General features: G+C 65.3%; 18 protein-coding genes and 1 tRNA gene. 8 read left to right on the top strand and 11 right to left on the bottom strand.

Translation table 11 applies throughout. The features are described 5' to 3' along the window. Positions 1-10 precede the first annotated feature (10 nt). Positions 11-694, bottom strand: coding sequence for a winged helix-turn-helix transcriptional regulator (locus ACP7AR_RS04605; protein ID WP_426183235.1), 684 nt, complete (start codon positions 692-694; stop codon positions 11-13). A gap of 95 nt (positions 695-789) precedes the next feature. On the opposite strand from ACP7AR_RS04605, the gene ACP7AR_RS04600 reads away from it, so the two are divergent. The 4 genes from ACP7AR_RS04600 to ACP7AR_RS04585 all read left to right on the top strand — a co-directional run bounded on the left by ACP7AR_RS04600 (position 790) and on the right by ACP7AR_RS04585 (position 4,042). Next, the gene (locus tag ACP7AR_RS04600; RefSeq protein WP_426183233.1) at positions 790-1,620 is read left to right on the top strand and encodes a class I SAM-dependent methyltransferase; all 831 of its coding nucleotides are present in this window, start codon (positions 790-792) and stop codon (positions 1,618-1,620) included. 76 nt (positions 1,621-1,696) lie between these two features. Further along, the gene (locus ACP7AR_RS04595; protein ID WP_426183231.1) at positions 1,697-2,284 is read left to right on the top strand and encodes a GNAT family N-acetyltransferase; all 588 of its coding nucleotides are present in this window, start codon (positions 1,697-1,699) and stop codon (positions 2,282-2,284) included. 91 nt (positions 2,285-2,375) lie between these two features. Further along, the gene (locus ACP7AR_RS04590; RefSeq protein ID WP_426187632.1) at positions 2,376-3,626 is read left to right on the top strand and encodes an MFS transporter; all 1,251 of its coding nucleotides are present in this window, start codon (positions 2,376-2,378) and stop codon (positions 3,624-3,626) included. After that, entirely contained in the window at positions 3,623-4,042 is a 420-nt protein-coding gene (locus ACP7AR_RS04585) for a GNAT family N-acetyltransferase (protein WP_426183229.1), read from the top strand. Before ACP7AR_RS04590 ends, ACP7AR_RS04585 begins: the two co-directional genes overlap by 4 nt. Positions 4,043-4,067: 25 nt before the next feature. On the opposite strand, the gene ACP7AR_RS04580 is transcribed toward ACP7AR_RS04585, so the two are convergent. The 8 genes from ACP7AR_RS04580 to polA all read right to left on the bottom strand — a co-directional run bounded on the left by ACP7AR_RS04580 (position 4,068) and on the right by polA (position 13,381). After that, complete coding sequence (locus ACP7AR_RS04580; RefSeq protein WP_426183227.1) at positions 4,068-4,331, bottom strand: DUF6458 family protein; 264 nt, start codon at positions 4,329-4,331, stop codon at positions 4,068-4,070. 153 nt (positions 4,332-4,484) lie between these two features. Next, positions 4,485-5,228, bottom strand: a complete 744-nt coding sequence (locus ACP7AR_RS04575) for a formylglycine-generating enzyme family protein (RefSeq protein WP_426183225.1) — start codon at positions 5,226-5,228, stop codon at positions 4,485-4,487. Beyond that, positions 5,225-5,854 carry a YczE/YyaS/YitT family protein gene (locus tag ACP7AR_RS04570; RefSeq protein ID WP_426183223.1) on the bottom strand — a complete coding sequence of 210 codons (630 nt, stop codon included), beginning with the start codon at positions 5,852-5,854 and terminating at the stop codon, positions 5,225-5,227. Before ACP7AR_RS04570 ends, ACP7AR_RS04575 begins: the two co-directional genes overlap by 4 nt. Further along, the gene (locus tag ACP7AR_RS04565; RefSeq protein WP_426183221.1) at positions 5,851-6,606 is read right to left on the bottom strand and encodes an SGNH/GDSL hydrolase family protein; all 756 of its coding nucleotides are present in this window, start codon (positions 6,604-6,606) and stop codon (positions 5,851-5,853) included. Before ACP7AR_RS04565 ends, ACP7AR_RS04570 begins: the two co-directional genes overlap by 4 nt. A 35-nt stretch (positions 6,607-6,641) precedes the next feature. Further along, the gene (locus tag ACP7AR_RS04560; protein ID WP_426183219.1) at positions 6,642-7,994 is read right to left on the bottom strand and encodes an MFS transporter; all 1,353 of its coding nucleotides are present in this window, start codon (positions 7,992-7,994) and stop codon (positions 6,642-6,644) included. Beyond that, positions 7,991-9,016 carry an LLM class flavin-dependent oxidoreductase gene (locus ACP7AR_RS04555; protein WP_426183216.1) on the bottom strand — a complete coding sequence of 342 codons (1,026 nt, stop codon included), beginning with the start codon at positions 9,014-9,016 and terminating at the stop codon, positions 7,991-7,993. The genes ACP7AR_RS04560 and ACP7AR_RS04555 overlap by 4 nt, the downstream gene beginning before the upstream one ends. A 6-nt stretch (positions 9,017-9,022) precedes the next feature. After that, the gene (locus tag ACP7AR_RS04550; RefSeq protein WP_426183214.1) at positions 9,023-10,699 is read right to left on the bottom strand and encodes a DUF885 domain-containing protein; all 1,677 of its coding nucleotides are present in this window, start codon (positions 10,697-10,699) and stop codon (positions 9,023-9,025) included. A gap of 48 nt (positions 10,700-10,747) precedes the next feature. Further along, the gene (polA, locus tag ACP7AR_RS04545) at positions 10,748-13,381 is read right to left on the bottom strand and encodes a DNA polymerase I (protein WP_426183212.1); all 2,634 of its coding nucleotides are present in this window, start codon (positions 13,379-13,381) and stop codon (positions 10,748-10,750) included. Positions 13,382-13,465: 84 nt separating this feature from the next. Between polA and ACP7AR_RS04540 the strand changes: the two genes are divergently transcribed. Beyond that, the gene (locus tag ACP7AR_RS04540; RefSeq protein WP_426187630.1) at positions 13,466-13,852 is read left to right on the top strand and encodes a hotdog fold thioesterase; all 387 of its coding nucleotides are present in this window, start codon (positions 13,466-13,468) and stop codon (positions 13,850-13,852) included. Positions 13,853-13,862: 10 nt separating this feature from the next. Here the strand turns inward: ACP7AR_RS04540 and ACP7AR_RS04535 are convergent, their stop codons facing one another. Together ACP7AR_RS04535 and ACP7AR_RS04530 are read right to left on the bottom strand one after the other, a co-directional pair. Continuing rightward, positions 13,863-14,405, bottom strand: a complete 543-nt coding sequence (locus ACP7AR_RS04535) for a GNAT family N-acetyltransferase (RefSeq protein ID WP_426183210.1) — start codon at positions 14,403-14,405, stop codon at positions 13,863-13,865. Beyond that, positions 14,402-15,028: an ANTAR domain-containing response regulator gene (locus ACP7AR_RS04530; RefSeq protein ID WP_033107049.1), complete on the bottom strand. Its 627-nt coding sequence runs from the start codon at positions 15,026-15,028 to the stop codon at positions 14,402-14,404. Before ACP7AR_RS04530 ends, ACP7AR_RS04535 begins: the two co-directional genes overlap by 4 nt. A gap of 101 nt (positions 15,029-15,129) precedes the next feature. On the opposite strand from ACP7AR_RS04530, the gene ACP7AR_RS04525 reads away from it, so the two are divergent. The 3 genes from ACP7AR_RS04525 (at position 15,130) to ACP7AR_RS04515 (ending at position 17,084) form a co-directional block, all read left to right on the top strand. Beyond that, positions 15,130-15,212, top strand: a tRNA-Leu gene (locus ACP7AR_RS04525). Between the two features lie 61 nt (positions 15,213-15,273). Next, positions 15,274-16,404 carry a sensor histidine kinase gene (locus tag ACP7AR_RS04520; protein WP_426183207.1) on the top strand — a complete coding sequence of 377 codons (1,131 nt, stop codon included), beginning with the start codon at positions 15,274-15,276 and terminating at the stop codon, positions 16,402-16,404. Then, complete coding sequence (locus ACP7AR_RS04515) at positions 16,401-17,084, top strand: response regulator (RefSeq protein ID WP_426183205.1); 684 nt, start codon at positions 16,401-16,403, stop codon at positions 17,082-17,084. The genes ACP7AR_RS04520 and ACP7AR_RS04515 overlap by 4 nt, the downstream gene beginning before the upstream one ends. Positions 17,085-17,134: the final 50 nt, after the last annotated feature.

Below are 17,134 nucleotides of genomic sequence, written 5' to 3'. Positions count from 1 at the left end.
ACGCCAGCGCTCACACGCCCACGAGTCGTGGCACGTTGGCGTACCCCGGCCGGGTGAACCAGGAGGGAAGCGCATTGCGCAGATGGCTCGGTCCGAGCATCGCCGCATCTTCGGAGAGCAACAAGGTGGTCCACTCCACGTCACCGCGCCAGTATCGGGTCAGCGCGCGCAGCGAGCAGCGCACCTCGACCGCGACCTCGTATCCGGGATCTGCATCGCAGACGTCAGCGATTCCGTTGTCGATCACGAGCCACCATCGACGTTGGGCCGGACGCGCATCCGGAAACTGCAGTGCGATGACTGTGCGCGCCGCGGGCACTGCGGCGGTATCCAGGTTGCGGTGCATGTCCCAGAGGAGCAGCTTCGGGTCGAGGTCGGCGTCTCCCAGTTCTCCGATCCATCGGACGCCCCAACTGGAGAGCTGCTCGATCACGGGACGCAGCTCGGTCCCCGCCGACGTCAGGATGTAGCGCACATCCGCGCCCGTACTCACCCGCTCGATGAGTCCCGCGCGCTGCAGCTGATCCAGCCGGTGCGACAGCAGCGTCGGCGACATTCGAGGCAGCCCTCGGCGCAGGTCATTGAAGTGTTCCGTGCCGAGCAGAAGCTCACGCAGGATGAGCATTGTCCAGCGCTCGTCCAGCAGCTCCATCGCCTTGGCGACGGGGCAGAACTGGTAGTACGGAGCGCCCACGCAACACACGATAGACCCGGTACAGATCTGATACTAGAGCGGCGGTGGCCGCTTTCTTAGCGTGAGGGGTGTCGATACACAACCAGGAGGAAACCATGGACATCACGACAACAGACCCTCAAGCCGAAGCGGACCGCGCGCTGAAAGCGAAGCACAGGGCCGTCTGGGCACTGGGAGACTACTCCGCGGTGGCACGAGAGGTGATTCCGGAACTCGGACGGGTTCTCGTCTCTGCCGCACAGGTGTCGTCGACCGATCGAGTACTCGACGTGGCGTCGGGCACGGGCAATGCCGCTCTCAAAGCTGCACGCACCGGCGCATCAGTGGTCTCGAGCGACCTGACGCCGGAGCTGCTCGAGATAGGCAGGGCGGAAGCGGAGAAGGAAGGAATCGAGTTGGCTTTCGAGCAGGCGGATGCCGAAGCTCTGCCCTACCAGGATGCATCGTTCGACGTCGTGCTCTCGTGCGTCGGAGTGATGTTCGCTCCCCACCATGCGAAGGCGGCAAACGAGCTCACGAGGGTTCTGCGCCCTGGCGGTCGTCTTGCGCTGATCAACTGGACCCCTGAGGGCTTCATCGGTGAGTTGTTCCGGACGCTTCGGCCATTCGTGCCTGCACCGCCTGCCGACGTGCAACCGCCACCGCTGTGGGGCGATGAGCGACACGTTCGTGAACTGTTGGCCGACCGGGTGACGTCTCTATCGCTGGAGCGACGCGAGTTGCATGTCGAACGATTCACCACCGCCGTCGAGTTCCGCGACTTCTTCCGCGACCTGTACGGGCCGACGGCCGCCGCGTACCGTGCGGCGCAGGCGAATGGACGAGCGGAGGAACTGGATGCTGCGATGATCGCTCTCGCCCAGCGCCACCTCCACGCAGGTGCGATGGATTGGGAATACCTGCTGGCGACGGCTCGAGGGGTCTGAGCCCAGCGCGCTCGGTCGGGTGCGCCACACGGTCGGCCTCTCCTTCGCTCGACTGGCTTTCCGGCATGATCGGAGCATGCCGGAAACGCGAACCCGATCTCGCAGGGAATCAATCGTGATCTCGCCGTGGGACGGCACCGACGAGCAGCTTGCGGAGGCAGCGGAGTTGTATGCAGCGGTGTTCGCAGAGCCGCCTCAGGGCGACGACCCTCACCTCAGCAGGACATCGTTTCCCGAACGCATACGACAGAGAATGACCACGAAGCAGGACTTTCGATTGCTCCTCGCATGGGACGAGTCTCAAGTGATCGGTCTCACCCTCGGAACCGGGATTGTCGAAGGAGACTGGTGGCGTGACCGCATCGTCGAGCAGATCCCCGCAGCCGCCCGCGAGGAGTGGGTGCGCGATGCGTGCTTCGCGATTGAGGAGCTGGCAGTGGCAGGCACGCACAGACGGCTCGGTGTCGCCGACTCGCTGATGAGCGCAGTGCTCCGACAGCTTCCGTATCCGACGGCTGTGCTCAGTTGCTATGAAGTAGCGACGCGCGCGCGACGCTTCTATGCGGCCCAGGGCTGGCAGGAAGCGGCATGCGGCATCCGTATAGGCGACTCCCCCGCGCTCTGCATCCTCGGCAGGAGAATCGACGAAGCGCCCCGCGAGTAGGCTGAAACGCGTGAGTACGACCCCCGCCTCCCCTGTCTCCACGATCGGATGGAGGGCGTGGTTGATCTGGTCGGTGGGCGTCGCGGCCTACATGCTCGCGATAACCAATCGCACGTCCCTCGGAGCTGTCGGTGTGGACGCGGCGGAACGATTCCAGGCGGATGCTTCGACTCTGTCGCTGTTCGCCGTCGTGCAGCTGGCCGTGTACGGCGGCATGCAGATTCCGATCGGCGTGCTGCTCGACAGATACGGCGCGCGACCGATCATCACGATCGGCATGATCCTGATGGCGATCGGACAGCTCACCATCGCGGTCTCCCCCAGCATCGGTATCGCGATCGTCGCGCGCATCCTCCTCGGTGCGGGCGACGCCGCTGTATTCCCTGCTGTGCTGCGACTCATCGCGATCTGGTTCCCGGCTCAACGGGGTCCGGTCATGGTGCAGTTCACCGGTGTGATCGGTCAGGCGGGGCAGTTGGTGGCGCTGATCCCGCTCGCTGCATTGCTGCACGCGACCACCTGGTCCATCACGTTCGGCAGCATCGCCGGTCTCGGCATCCTCTTCGCCGTCCTGGTGTGGGTCGTCATACGCAATCGCCCGCCGGAGCTCGACGTGGACGTCACTGTCAACACTGACACCGGTGTCGTTCGTGTCGTCACATCCGCGATCGACACCGGTGTCGGCATACGCGCCGCCTGGGCGCATCCGGGCACCAGACTGGCATTCTGGTCGCACTTCACCACGCCGTTCGCGGGAACCGCCTTCGTGCTTCTGTGGGGCATGCCGTTCCTCACCGCCGGTGAAGGCGTCACGACAGCGCAAGCGGCCACCATCATCTCGACATATGTCGTTGCCGGCATGATACTAGGACCGATAATCGGCAACCTCTCCGGTCGCATGCCGAATCAGCGATCCATGGCGCTCGTTCTCCCCGCAGTCGCGATTCAGATGATCGCCTGGATCGTCGTTCTGCTGCAGCCCGGGCCGGCGCCGCTCTGGTTGCTTTTCGTGCTGGCCGTCGCCCTCGCGACCGGCGGGCCGGCCTCGATGATCGCGTTCGATCACGCCCGAACACATAATCCGGCTCACCGGCTCAGCACAGCAACGGGCCTCACCAACGGGGGCGGCTTCATCTCCGCGCTCATCGCGATCTTCCTGATCGGGCTGGCACTCGATCTGCAAGGCGCAGGCACCCCGGACACGTACTCACTCGATGCCTTCCGCATCGCGTTTCTCGCGCAGGTGCCGATCTGGCTGGTGGGCGCCTGTTTCATCCTCATCGAACGCAAGCGCACTCGCATTCGCATAGGCCTGGACCCTGATCGAAAGGCTGAGAGATGACCGACCGGTTCTCCTTCGCTCAGAATGATGAACGCATCGACAGAGCACGCGTACATCAGTGGATCAGCGAAGAGTCGTATTGGGCGGAGGGACGCAGCCGCGCTGTGCAGGACGCTGCGATCGATGCATCTCGAAACTACGGCGTATGGGATGCCCGCACCGGCGAGCAGGTCGCGTATGCACGTGTCGTGACCGATGGCGTGACGTTCGCCTGGCTGTGCGACGTCTTCGTCGCGTCAGGTGAGCGCGGCAACGGCATCGGCAAGCTCCTCGTCGAGGGCGTCATCGCCGACCTCGAACCGCTCGGACTGCGCCGAATGCTCCTCGCGACAGCGGACGCTCACGGGCTGTACGCGCAGTACGGCTTCACCACTCCTGACGATCCCGACCGCTACATGATTCGAGCGATGTCCTGACCTCGTTCCTCGCGGATGCGGCCGGTCAGATGTCCGACGCCGCGTCGCTGGACGATGTCGACTGACGCGTCGTACGTTCTCCGACCGTGGGATCCACAGTCGTATGCGTGACGGTGTCCGACCGACGGCGCCGGGCAAGCAACACCAGTCCGATGAGGAACACGACGACTCCCGCTCCCATCAGGATGTAGCCGACCAGATCGAGATTAACCCACGCCACTTCGACGTTTACCGCGAATGTGAGAATCGCGCCGATCACGAAGAGGACGACTCCAGTACCGATGCTCATGTGCGCATTCCTTCCCGGTGCCGACCGTCGACACCCCGATGACGAGCGGAGTGCTCGTTCGGTGATTCGACCATGCCAGCGCAGAAGGGGAAGGCGAAGGGGGTTGACACCGCGCCAAACGTCGAGGCGGACGAGCAGAGGTTCGCTCCGACGCTAGCGACGCGGAGTCCATCCGACGGACAGCGCGTCATCCGATGCCGCACGCTCTCGGTCGACCGCTGCCGACCATCCCTGTGCGGCGTCGGCGGTATCGAAGCCGCCGCGTGCCAGACGCATCCCGACGTCATCATGATGCATGCGCGGTGCGCCGCCGCGTCGCACCGAGGCGCGCACGCTCCAGGCGTCGTCTGCGTATCCCCCGCCGCGGAAGACGCGGTAGTCGTCATAGCGCGCGGGATCGAGCAGATCCCAGCACCACTCCCACACGTTGCCGAGGGTGTCGAACAGGCCGTTGAGGTTGGGGAGCTTGCCTCCGACGTTCTGCGGCGTGGTGACGCCGTCGGCTGCCGTCCAAGCGACATCGGAGAGGAGACCGTAATGCGGTCCCGTCGACCCGGCGCGGCAGGCGTACTCCCACTCCGCCTCGGTCGGCAGCCGATAGCCGTCGCTGTCGACGTGCCATGTGATGTCTTCACCGTCGAAGGTGTACGCGGGGTCGAGACCCTCCCATTCCGACGCCGCGTTGCAGAAGCGCACGGCACGCAACCAACTCAGATCCGCCGCGGGCCGTCGTGGATGCCGCGACGCTATGCCGAGGACCTCGGCGAACTGTTCCTCTGTGACGGCGAACACGCCTATCTCGAACGAATCAAGTGACACCGTCCGTTGGAGGTCGCGCCGAGCATCGTGGAGCGTGACTTCTCCGGCGGGCATCTGCGCCATCTGGATGTCGCTCACGTGGCGTATCCTCTCCGTGTCTGCGGGCCGATCGTCATAGCGAACAGGCGCATGAAGTACTGGCAGAGCGGACCGACCAGCAGCGCGAACGCGACGGTGCCTATCCCCACGTTGCCACCGAGGACCCAACCGACCGCGACGACCACGATCTCGAGACCCGTTCGCACGATCCAGATCGGCCAGCCGGTCTGCTTGTGCAGTCCTGTCATCAAGCCGTCTCGGGGCCCGGGCCCGAACTGCGCCCCGATGTAGAGTCCGGTCGCGGCGGAGAGGACGAGCAGCCCGATCGCGAAGAAGCAGCTTCGCAGCCACAGCGGTTGATCCACCGGGATCAACGCGAGTCCCACGTCCGCTGACGGTCCGACGAGCAATGCGTTGAGAACGGTACCGAACCCCAGCTTCTGCCGTAACGGGATCCACAGCAGCAGCACGACGATACTGACCAGAATCGTCACGACTCCGAAGGTGAGAGGCACGTGACGCGTGATGCCCTGCGTCAGCACATCCCACGGCGCGGCGCCGATCTGCCCGCGCACCATGAAGGCGATCCCGATGCCGTACAGGAACAGCCCGACGAGCAGTTGCACGGTGCGACGGGGCAGCCTGCGTCCGCGCAGTGCGCTCAATGGGGATCTCGTTCGACCCACGAGGGGTACTTCGCGGCACGCCCATCTCCCGATGATGTCCGAGTCAGTCGCCTTCTGACCCACGGACCCACATGCTCGCGGTAATACGCGAGACCGACTGCCCCCGCCGGCCCCACCGCATTTGGGGCCCACCACTCCGCTGGCGGTTCGTAGCCGAGGGCGTCCAGCACCCTGGCGGCCACGCGGTGGTGACCGGCCGCGTTCATGTGCAGACGGTCCTCGGACCAGTACGGACTTCGCGCGAGTTCACGATCCGGCCAATTCAACGCCCGGATGACGTCAGGGCGGTCCGCGACACGTCGTAGAACCGCCGCCGAGAGTTCGTCGCCGCGACGCTGGATGAGCGACCCCATCGGCAGCTGACCCGCGGGGTTCGCGCCGGAAAGCAGAATCACGGTGACGCCCTGCTCATCGCATCGACGCAGAACGCGGGAGAAGGTGTCAGCGATGTGCTCGAGATCGGTTCGAGGTCGGAGCATGTCGTTGCCGCCGCCGTTGAAGGAGAGGTGCGTGGGATTCAGCGCGAGCGCCGGCTCGAGCTGCTCCTGGACGATCGGCCAGGCGAGCTTGCCACGGATCGCCAGGTTCGCGTACTGGATCGTGTGCCCGGCAGCATCCGCCCATCCTTGCGCAGCGATGTCCGCCCACCCGCGAACCCGACCGTCCGGCAATTCATCACCGACACCCTCGGTGAACGAGTCGCCGATCGCCACGAACCTCACATCAGTCACCGAACCAGCCTATGCCCGCCCGCAGGCACGACGGCTCAGCGATCGTCCAGCGCTTGACCTCTTCGGTCCACCAACCCCCACGTCACGATCGCGGCGACGACGAAGAACCCGGCGAAGACGGCGAACAGCAGCGGCGCTCCCCCGACGCCGAGCAGCACAGGGACGATCAGCGGAGCGACGATCGATGCCACTCTGCCGACACCTGCGGCCCACCCGGAACCCGTGCCGCGCAGTGAGGTCGGATAGATCTCAGGCGTCACCGCATACAGCGCGCCCCATGCGCCGAGATTGAAGAACGACAGCGCCATCCCTGTCGCGATGATCGCACCGACACCTGTCGCCGTGCCGAACAGGACGGCAGAGACAGCCGATCCGGCCAGGAAAACCGACAGGGTCGTGCGGCGCCCCCAGACTTCTATGAGCCACGCGGCTACGGCATACCCCGGCAGTTGCGCGAGTGTGATGAGCAGCGTGAAGCCGAAGGAACGGACGAGGTCGTAGCCGGCATCAACGAGGATGCTGGGAATCCAGATGAACGCGCCGTAGTACGCGAAGTTTACGCAGAACCAGATCAGCCAGATGCACAACGTCCGCACACGGAACTCCGGATACCAGAGGGTGCCCAGTCGTGACGAGGCGTCGTCTGCGAGGACACGGGCCGTCGGCGCCTTGCTGACGAGAGGGACGCTGGTGACACCGGCATCCGCTTCGAACTTGGTGATGATCCTCTCGGCTTGAGCGATATCTCCGCGGGACGCGAGCCAGCGGGGTGATTCAGGAAGGCCCCAGCGCACGATGATCGCGTAGGCGGCAGGCAGGGCGCCGAGGGCGAATGCCCAGCGCCAACCCGACTCCGAAGCCGGGATGACGAAGTAGCCGATCAGCGCCGCGGCGGTCCAGCCGACGGCCCAGAACGCTTCCAGGATGACGATGAGCCGACCCCGGATGCGGCGTGGCGCGAACTCGCTGACGTAGGTCGAGGCGACCGGCAGCTCGGCACCGAGACCGAGCCCGACGAAGAACCGCAGCACGAGCAGCATCGCAAGTCCGCCGACGAGCGCGCTGGCACCTGTGGCCACCCCGTAGATCAGCAGCGTGATCGCGAATACCTGACGTCTCCCGAGGCGATCCGCCAGGAGGCCGCCCAACGTCGCGCCGATCGCCATTCCGATGAATCCGACCGAAGCGATCCATCCCGTCTCGGTCTTCGACAGATCCCACTGCTGAGCGAGGACTGCGATCACGAACGAGATGAGACCGACGTCCATCGCATCGAGTGCCCAGCCGATGCCAGAGCCCGAGAGCACCTTCAGATGCCGACGAGTGAACGGCAGCGTGTCGAGGCGCTCCGCCAGTGATGCGCGGCTCGGGATGCCGGAACTGCTCATTTCAGCAGATCTCTGACACGCGGGATCACCTCGGTGCCGTACAGCTCGATGCTGCGCATCAGCTGTTCGTGACCGAGTGTGCCGGTCGCGTACTTCAGATCGAAGCGGCCGATGCCGAGTGTGCGGACCGTATCTGCGATCTTCTGCGCGACGCGCTCGGGGGAACCGGAGTAGATGGCACCGGCGGGGCCCACATCGTTCTGGAAGCGCGCGCGACTGTACACGGGCCAGCCCCGCTCCTTGCCGATCGTGTTGTTCATGGCCTCGAACCCTGAATACGCGGCATCCCAGGCCTCTTCGTCGGTCTCGGCGATGTGTCCCGGTGAATGAACCGCGATCGGATGCTCCGCAGTGCCGAACGCGGCGATCGAGCGGTGGTACAGCTCGACGAACGGCGCGAAACGCGCTGCGGGGCCGCCGATGATTGCGAGCATCAGTCCGAGGCCGTGTCGCGCCACGCGCACGACTGATTCGGGACTGCCCCCGACGCCGACCCAGGTACGAAGACCGTTCTCCGTCTTCGGGAACACGTCGGCGTCGACGAGTGCCGGACGCATGGTGCCGGACCAGGTGACCGGCTTCTCCTTCACGAGCTCGACGAACAGCTCGAGCTTCTCCTCGAACAGCGCCTCGTAGTCGCGCAGATCGAAGCCGAAGAGCGGAAACGACTCTGTGAAGGAGCCGCGTCCGAGCACCACTTCCGCACGGCCGCCTGACAGCGCGTCCAGCGTCGCGAATCGCTCGTAGACCCGCACGGGGTCGTCGGACGAGAGCACGGTGACGGCCGTGCCCAATCTGATCCGCTCGGTGCGTGATGCGATGGCGGCGAGGACCATCTCGGGAGCCGAGACCGCGAACTCCTTGCGATGATGCTCCCCCACGCCGAAGAAGTCGATGCCGACCCGGTCGGCGAGCTCGGCCTGTTCGACGATGTTGCGGATCGTCTGCGCTGCCGTCAGCGGTTCGCCGTCCGGATCGCGCGTGATGTCGCCGAATGTGTCGAGACCGAACTCGAGTCCCATGCGCCTCTACCTGACCACGAGTGCCGTGCGAAGCGTGTCGAGTCCGACGCCGCCGAGGTTCAGGGCGCGCTTGTGGAACTGCTTGATGTCGAACCCGTCGCCCTGCTGCAGCTGGTAGGCGTCTCGCACCTGCTCCCAGATGCGCTGACCCACCTTGTACGAGGGCGCCTGGCCCGGCCAGCCGAGGTAGCGGTTGACCTCGAACTGCACGAACTCATCCGACATGTTCACGTTCCGACGCATGAAGTCGAGCGCGTAATCGGCGTCCCAGGTGCCCGTTCCGTCGAGTCGCGGCTTTCCCAGGTGCACGCCGATGTCGAGCACCACACGGGCGGCACGCATGCGCTGTCCGTCGAGCATTCCCAATCGGTCGGCCGGATCATCCAGATAGCCGAGCTGCTGCATCAGTCTTTCTGCGTAGAGCGCCCAGCCCTCTGCATGCCCTGACGTCCCGGCCAGAAGGCGACGCCACGAGTTCAATTCAGCGCGGTTGTACACCGCCTGACCGATCTGGAGGTGGTGACCGGGAATTCCCTCGTGATAGACCGTCGTGAGCTCTCGCCACGTGTCGAACTCGGTGACGCCCTCTGGTACCGACCACCACATGCGTCCAGGACGTGAGAAATCATCCGTTGGACCGGTGTAGTAGATGCCCCCCTCTTGGGTCGGGGCGATCATGCACTCAAGGGTGCGGATCTGCTCCGGGATGTCGAAGTGCGTAGCCCCGAGCTCGGCCACCGCACGGTCGCTGGTCTCCTGCATCCAGCGTTGCAGCGCCTCGGTGCCGTGCAGCTTACGAGCCGGGTCGGCCTCCAGATGCGCCACTGCCTCCTCGACAGTGGAACCGGGAAGGATCTCGTTCGCTATCGCCGTCTGCTCGGCCACCATGCGGGCGAGTTCTTCACGGCCCCATTCGTAGGTCTCATCGAGGTCGATCTCAGCGCCGAGGAATCGGCGGGAATTGAGGGCGTAGAGCTCACGGCCCACCGCATCCACCTCAGTCGCGGCCGGCGCGAGCGTTCCCGTGAGGAAGTCACGCAGTTCGTCGTATGCGACGCGCGCCGCCGACGCGCTGTCGGCGAGGTCGCGGGCGAGAGACGCAGGCAGCGCGCCCTCGTCCGGAGTGGCGCCGGCGACGAACGAGGCGAAGAAACCATCGTCCGCGGTGTAACGGAGGATCTGATCCGCGACCTCCGCGACCTGACGACGAGCGGGAACGACGCCCTGTGCGATGCCTTCTCGCAGAGTCGCGGTGTATCCGCGAAGAGCGTGCGGCACTGCCGCGAGACGCTTGACGATGACCGACCAGTCATCAGCCGTCGAGGTCGGCATGAGGTCGTACACCTGACGGATGTCCTGCGCCGCGGAGGCGATGACGTTGAGATCACGAAGATGCCAGCGGGCCTCGTGGAACTCGAGATCGAGCGTCAGTTCGCTGCCGAGGTCGGCCTTGGTGACCTCATCGACAGCATCGGACGGATTCAGGTCGTCCAGCGCGCTGAGCGTCTTGCGCACCTCAGCCGCATACTGCTCCTGACCGTCCGGACTCAGATCGCCGTAGCGATCGTTGGCGTCATTGCGTCCGATGTACGTGCCGAGGGTGGGCGCGAGCTCCACCAGGGTGTCGACCCAGTCTTCTGCGACCTTGTCGATCGCTGAGGGCGTGCGAGGGGTAGTCGTCATGTCCTTCAGCGTAGCGCCGACACTGATCGCAGTGCCTCCGTACTCAGCTCAGTGCGCGGCTTCGTTCCAGTCGTGCCCGCGACCGACCTGGACATCGAGTGGCACTGAGAGATCCGCAGCATCCGCCATGCGGGTGCGTACGATCTTCTCGGTTGCATCCCACTCCCCCGCCGCCACCTCGACCACGAGCTCATCGTGGATCTGCAGAAGGACCCGAGAGCGCATCTCGGCCGCCCGCAGATCTGCGTGGATCTCGTACAGCGCGACCTTCATGATGTCGGCCGCGCTGCCCTGGATGGGAGCATTGAGCGCGGCACGCTCAGCATTCTCACGCAGTACGCGGTTGGGGCTGCTGAGGTCGGGGAATGGCCGCCGGCGGCCGAAGATCGTCTCGGTGTAGCCGTCCTCTTTGGCCTTCACGACCGATGCGCGCAGGTAATCGCGCACGGCACCGAATCGCGCGAAGTACTCCAGCATCAGCTGCTTCGCCTCGGACTGCTCGATGCGCAGCTGCTTTGACAGGCCGAAGGCCGAGAGCCCGTAGACGAGACCGTACGACATCGCCTTGACCTTCGTGCGCATCGCCGAGGTCACCCCGGACGGTTCGACACCGAAGACACGGGCACCGACGAACCGGTGCAGATCCTCGCCGCTGTTGAATGCCTCGATCAGACCCTTGTCGCCCGAAAGATGCGCCATGATGCGCATCTCGATCTGCGAGTAGTCGGCTGTGAGCAGAGTCTCGTAGCCCTCGCCCACTTCGAACGCACTGCGGATGCGCCGGGACTCCTCGGTGCGCACCGGGATGTTCTGCAGGTTGGGGTCTGTGCTGGAGAGCCGGCCTGTCTGGCTTCCCGTCTGCACATAGGTCGTGTGGACGCGATGATCATCACGGATCGCCGTGTCCAACGACTCGATGATCTGCCGGAGCTTTGTCGCCTCGCGATGCTGCAGCAGCAGATCGAGGAAGGGATGCGGGTTGCTCTCCTGCAGGTCGGCGAGCACTGCGGCATCTGTCGAATAGCCGGTCTTGGTCTTTCGCGTCTTCGGCAGCTGCAGGTCTTCGAAAAGCACCTCTTGAAGCTGCTTGGGCGAGCCGAGGTTGAACTCCCGGCCCACCAGCGCGAACGCGTCGGTCGCGAGGCCGTCGGTGCGCGCAGCGAGTTCAGCGGAGAACGTCGAGAGCACGTCGTGCGACACGGCGACGCCCGCGATCTCCATGTCGGCGAGGGCGAGCAGCGTCGGCAGCTCGATGTCGCTGAGCACAGCCGCCACCGACTCCGGCAGGTCGTCGCGCAGTGCGGCGGCCGTCCGCAGCGTGAACCATGCCTCTTGCGACGGCGTCGCACCGTCGGTCTCGGGGACGAGTTGCGTCGGGTCGGCCACCGGAAGCTTCTCGTCGAGATAACGATCGACGAGATGCGCGAGGGTCTTGTCGGGGAAGCTCGGGCGCAGCAGCCACCCCGCGAGGAGTGTGTCGTAGCTGAGCCCGCCCAGACGGATGCCGGCGCGGTGCAATGCCTTCACCTGCGGTTTCGCGTCGTTGAGCACCTTGGGGGTGTCGGACTCGAGCCAGAGACGAAGCGCGTCGGCGGTGGCGTCGCTCCAATCCGTCTCGCGGAGCTCGGTCAGACTGGCGACGGCGATGCGGGAGATATCGCCGCCACCTGTCACGAGCGTGACGGCCAGTTCGTCGCTCTGCTCGCCGAGCCACTGCGCGAGCTCGGTGACGGACGTCTCGATGGGGTCGGGCATCGCGACCGCGGGTTCGTCGTGCACGGCCTCGTCGCCCGCGCCGACCGCATCGAACACACGAGGGAGCAGGGTGCGGAACTCCAGGCGAGCGAAGATGTCACGCACGGCCTGCGCATCGATCGGGGCGACCGCGAGATCATCTGGTGCGACGGGCAGTTCGACGTCGGTGAGCAGACGATTGAGTTTGCGGTTGCGCCTGACCGCGTCCATGTGTTCGCGCAGGTTGCCCCCGACGACGCCCTTGATCTCGTCGGCGCGATCGAGCAGTTCATCGAGACCGCCGAACTGAGTCAGCCACTTGACTGCGGTCTTCTCCCCCACCTTCGGCACGCCGGGGAGATTGTCGCTGGTCTCGCCGACGAGCGCGGCGATGTCCGGGTACTGCTCCGGGCGGACGCCGTAACGCTCCTCGACTGTGGCCGGGTCGTATCGCTTGAGCTGCGAGACGCCCTGAACCGAGGGATACAGGAGCGTCACCTTGTCATTGACGAGTTGGATCGTGTCGCGGTCGCCGGACACCAGGAGCACGTCGTAGCCCTGCTCGGCGCCCTGCACCGACAAGGTGGCGAGGATGTCGTCAGCCTCGATGCCCTCTTTCGTGAGCACGGGAATCGACATCGCTGCCAGCACGTCCTGCAGCAGCGGCACCTGACCGCGGAACTCCTGCGGAGACTCGGACCGGGTCGCCTTGTACTCGGGGTAGGCGTCGGTGCGGAACGAGTGCCTCGACGTGTCGAACGCGATCGCCATGTGCGTCGGCTGCTCGGCCTTGATCAGGTTCACGAGCATCGAGAGGAAGCCATAGATCGCGTTGGTGTGCTGATGGTCCTTCGTGGTGAAGTTCTCGACCGGCAGGGCGAAGAACGCGCGATAGGCGAGCGAGTGGCCGTCGACGACCATGAGGGTAGGCTTTGCGGAGTCCGTCACCCTGTCAGCCTAACGAGGACGACGGACACGCGCTGAGGAGGACACGTGGGCGAGACCACCCTGACACCCGGACTGCAGTGGGTCATGGAACGCGGAATGGGCACCCTGGCGGAGCGGATGGGCATCGCGTTCACCGAGTTCACGGTGGAGCGCAGCGTCGCCACGATGCCGGTGGAGGGGAACACCCAACCCGTCGGCCTTCTGCACGGCGGAGCGTACGTGGTGCTGGGCGAGTCCCTCGGCTCGATGGCTGCGAACCTGCACGCCGGTCCTGGTCGACTGGCCGTCGGCGTCGACATCAATGCCACCCACACGCGATCCGCTCGCTCCGGCATCGTGACCGGCCTGTGCACGCCGATCCATCTCGGCCGCAGCATGACGGTTCACGAGATCGTCGTCACCGACGATCAGGGCCGCCGTTGCTCGACGATCCGGATCACGAACATGATCAAGGATCTGCCCGAGCACTGAGCCTGCGCTCTCAGCTGTCTGAGAGGATCCGCTGGAACAGCAGGTGGTCCTGCCACTCCCCTGCGATCCGCAGATACTTCGGCGCCATTCCGATCTGCTCGAACCCGTTGTGCCGCAGCACCCGCTGCGAAGCCGCGTTCTCGAGCAGCGTGCTCGCCTGCAGACGATGCAGCTCGAGCTCGGCGCGAGCGTAGTCGATCACGATCGCGATCACGCGAGTCATCACGCCCCGACCAGCGAGCGACGCATCGATCCAATAGCCGAGATCCGCGCTGTGGAACGCCCCCCTGACGATGTTGGTGACGTTGGCGACGCCGAGTATCCGGCCGTCATCATGAGTGAGCACGAAGCGAGCAGCGCGTCCGTCTGCGTGATCTCGCAGATACTGCGTGACCAGTCCGTTGTGCCACTCGACCGTGTAGAAGCTCTCGTCGCGAACCGGATCCCAGTAGGCGAGATGCGCACGATTCACGTCGTACGCGGCGGCGTACGCCTCGGCATCACCGTGATCGACCAGACGAAGACGGATGCCGTCGCCGAGGTCGAAGGTCACTTCTTGGGTGCGAGCTGCTCGATGATCGCCTTGGCGACATCCTGCATCGTCAGGCGACGATCCATGGAAGCCTTCTGGATCCAGCGGAACGCCTCCGGCTCGCTGAGGCCCATCTTCTCGTTGAGCAGGCCCTTGGCACGGTCGACGAGCTTGCGGGTCTCGAAGCGCTCGACCATGTCGGCGACCTCGGCCTCGAGCGTGATGATCTGCTCGTGACGGGCGAGAGCGATCTCGATCGCAGGAAGAAGGTCGTTCGGAGTGAACGGCTTGACGACGTACGCCAGGGCGCCGGCCTCGCTCGCACGCTCGACGAGTTCCTTCTGACTGAATGCGGTGAGGAGCACGACAGGGGCGATGTTGCCCTTGTGCAGTTTCTCTGCAGCGCTGATGCCGTCGAGCTGAGGCATCTTGACGTCCATGATCACCAGGTCGGGACGCAACTCGGTCGCCAACGCGACAGCAGTCTCGCCGTCACCGGCCTCTCCGACGACGTCGAAGCCGTTGTCGCGGAGGATCTCGACGATGTCGAGTCGGATCAGCGATTCGTCCTCAGCGACGACGACACGTCGCGGGGCGGATGCCGTGGGCTGCTCAGCCGGTTCTGCCTGTTCTTGCTCAGTCACGTGTCCATTGTAGTGGAGTGGATCCGAGCATCAGTCTCAGGAACCCGCCGCGCGCGCGAAGCGGGCGTTCTTCCTGCGCTAAAGTCGTAGACGCACCACGCGCCGGCGTGGCGGAATGGTAGACGCGGAGCACTCAAAATGCTTTGTTCGAAAGGACGTGTGGGTTCGAGTCCCACCGCCGGCACGCTCGTGACGAAGGCACTCATCACGTCACCTCGATGACTCGGATGGAGCAGCCGCACCGCATGGATCCCCGATTGTCCTCGCTGTGGCGCCGCTGGGATGTCCTGACTGCCGCAGCTCTTGTCGGATTGGCGTTCGTCCCCGGCGTGGAACGTCAGGGAGTCGATCTGGCTGAGCTGCCCGATCGGACGATGGATGCTCTTGGCTGGTTGCTTCTCGTCGCTCAGGGGGCGACGGTGGCCATGCTGCGCCGCTGGCCCGCTGTCTGTCTCGCTGTGGTCGGCTCTGCATTCGGCGCCTATCAGCTGCTCGGCTACCCGACGACGTTCGCCGCGTTGGGCCTGCTGGTCAGCGTCGTCGGAGCCGGAGCGCTGGTGCGCCGTCACCGGCGCGTGACAGCGGCCTGCGCGGCAGGAGGCTATGTCCTTCTCTGCTTCGCGCTGACGTGGGTCGGCTCGCCGACACGGTTGCTGGACCACGTCGTCTTCGGGTTGCTGCTGACGTCGTTGTGGGTGGTGGGTGTGTGGCTGCGCAGCCGGGCGCGGGCGCAGCAGCATCGGAGCGCAGAAGCCGCACTGGCTGCGGTCGAGGCGGAGCGCCGACGCATCGCCAGGGAACTGCACGATGTGATCACGCATCACGTGACCGCGATGGTGGTGCAGGCCGAAGCCGCACAGTACGCGGCGAACGACAGCGAACGGACCAGGACGACGCTCACCACGATCGGCGAGACGGGAAGAGCCGCGCTCACCGATCTGCGGGGCCTCCTTGGCGCGTTGGACGCGGCGACGGATTCGCTCTCAGATGACTCGCCGAGGACGCCGGCGATCGCCGATGTCGAAGAACTCGTGCAGCGTGCACGCGCGGGTGGCCAGCCGGTCGAGTTCACTCGGGAGGGACAACCGCGCACCGTGGATGCCGCGTCAGCGCTGGCCGTCATCCGCGTCGTGCAGGAGGCCCTGACGAACGCGATCAAGCACGCGTATGGCGCCGCCACCCTGGTGCGCATCCGCTACGACGAGAAGGAGATCGACGTGACGGTCAGAACCGATATGGCCACGACAACCGGCTTGGGAAACGGCGGCGAGCACGGCCTGATCGGCTTGCGCGAGCGCATCGCGCTGGTCGGTGGGCAGTTCGAAGCCGGTTCCGTCGGCACCGGTTTCCTCGTCCGCGCGCGGATCGACGCATGAGCGCGGACAGCGACGTCGAGCCGATCCGTGTGGTGGTGTGCGACGACCAGGATCTCGTGCGTACCGGGTTCGTGACGATCATCGACGCACAGCCCGATCTCCGCGTCGTCGGTGAGGCAGCCGACGGGCAGAGCGCGATTCGCATCGTCGAGCAGGAGAAGCCGGACGTCGTCGTCATGGACATCAGGATGCCAAGGTTGGACGGCATAGAGGCCACTCGGCGAATCGCCGGTCCTGGCATCGGCAATCCCGCGAAGGTGCTGATCGTCACGACGTTCAACCTCGACGCGCTGGTCTTCGACGCGCTGAGGGCCGGCGCCAGCGGATTCCTCTTGAAGGATGCCAGGCCCCTAGAGCTTCTCGATGCGATCCGTACCGTCGCGGCGGGTGACTCGCTGCTGTCGCCCGCGGTGACGCGCACGCTGATCGGTCGATACGGCGAACGCGTTCGCCCCGCGAGCCGCGACCTCAGCGTTCTGGGTTCGCTGACCGCTCGAGAACAGGAAGTGCTTGCGCTCATCGCCGAGGGGCATTCGAATGCGGAGATCGCGCTCGCGCTCGTCATCAGTCATGAGACCGTGAAGACGTACGTCTCCCGCATCCTCAGCAAGCTCGAGCTCCGCGATCGCGTGCAGGCGGTGGTCCTGGCGCATCGCCTCGGTATCGTCGGCGATCCCTGACCACGATCCCTCTGCAGAGCTACCGGAAGTGTCCTCTCCCGCGTGATGCC

Source organism: Microbacterium sp. TWP3-1-2b2, from assembly GCF_049896145.1.
Taxonomy (GTDB): domain Bacteria; phylum Actinomycetota; class Actinomycetes; order Actinomycetales; family Microbacteriaceae; genus Microbacterium.
Note: the sequence above shows the minus strand (reverse complement) of the source record. Positions and strands in the feature narration are given on the sequence as shown.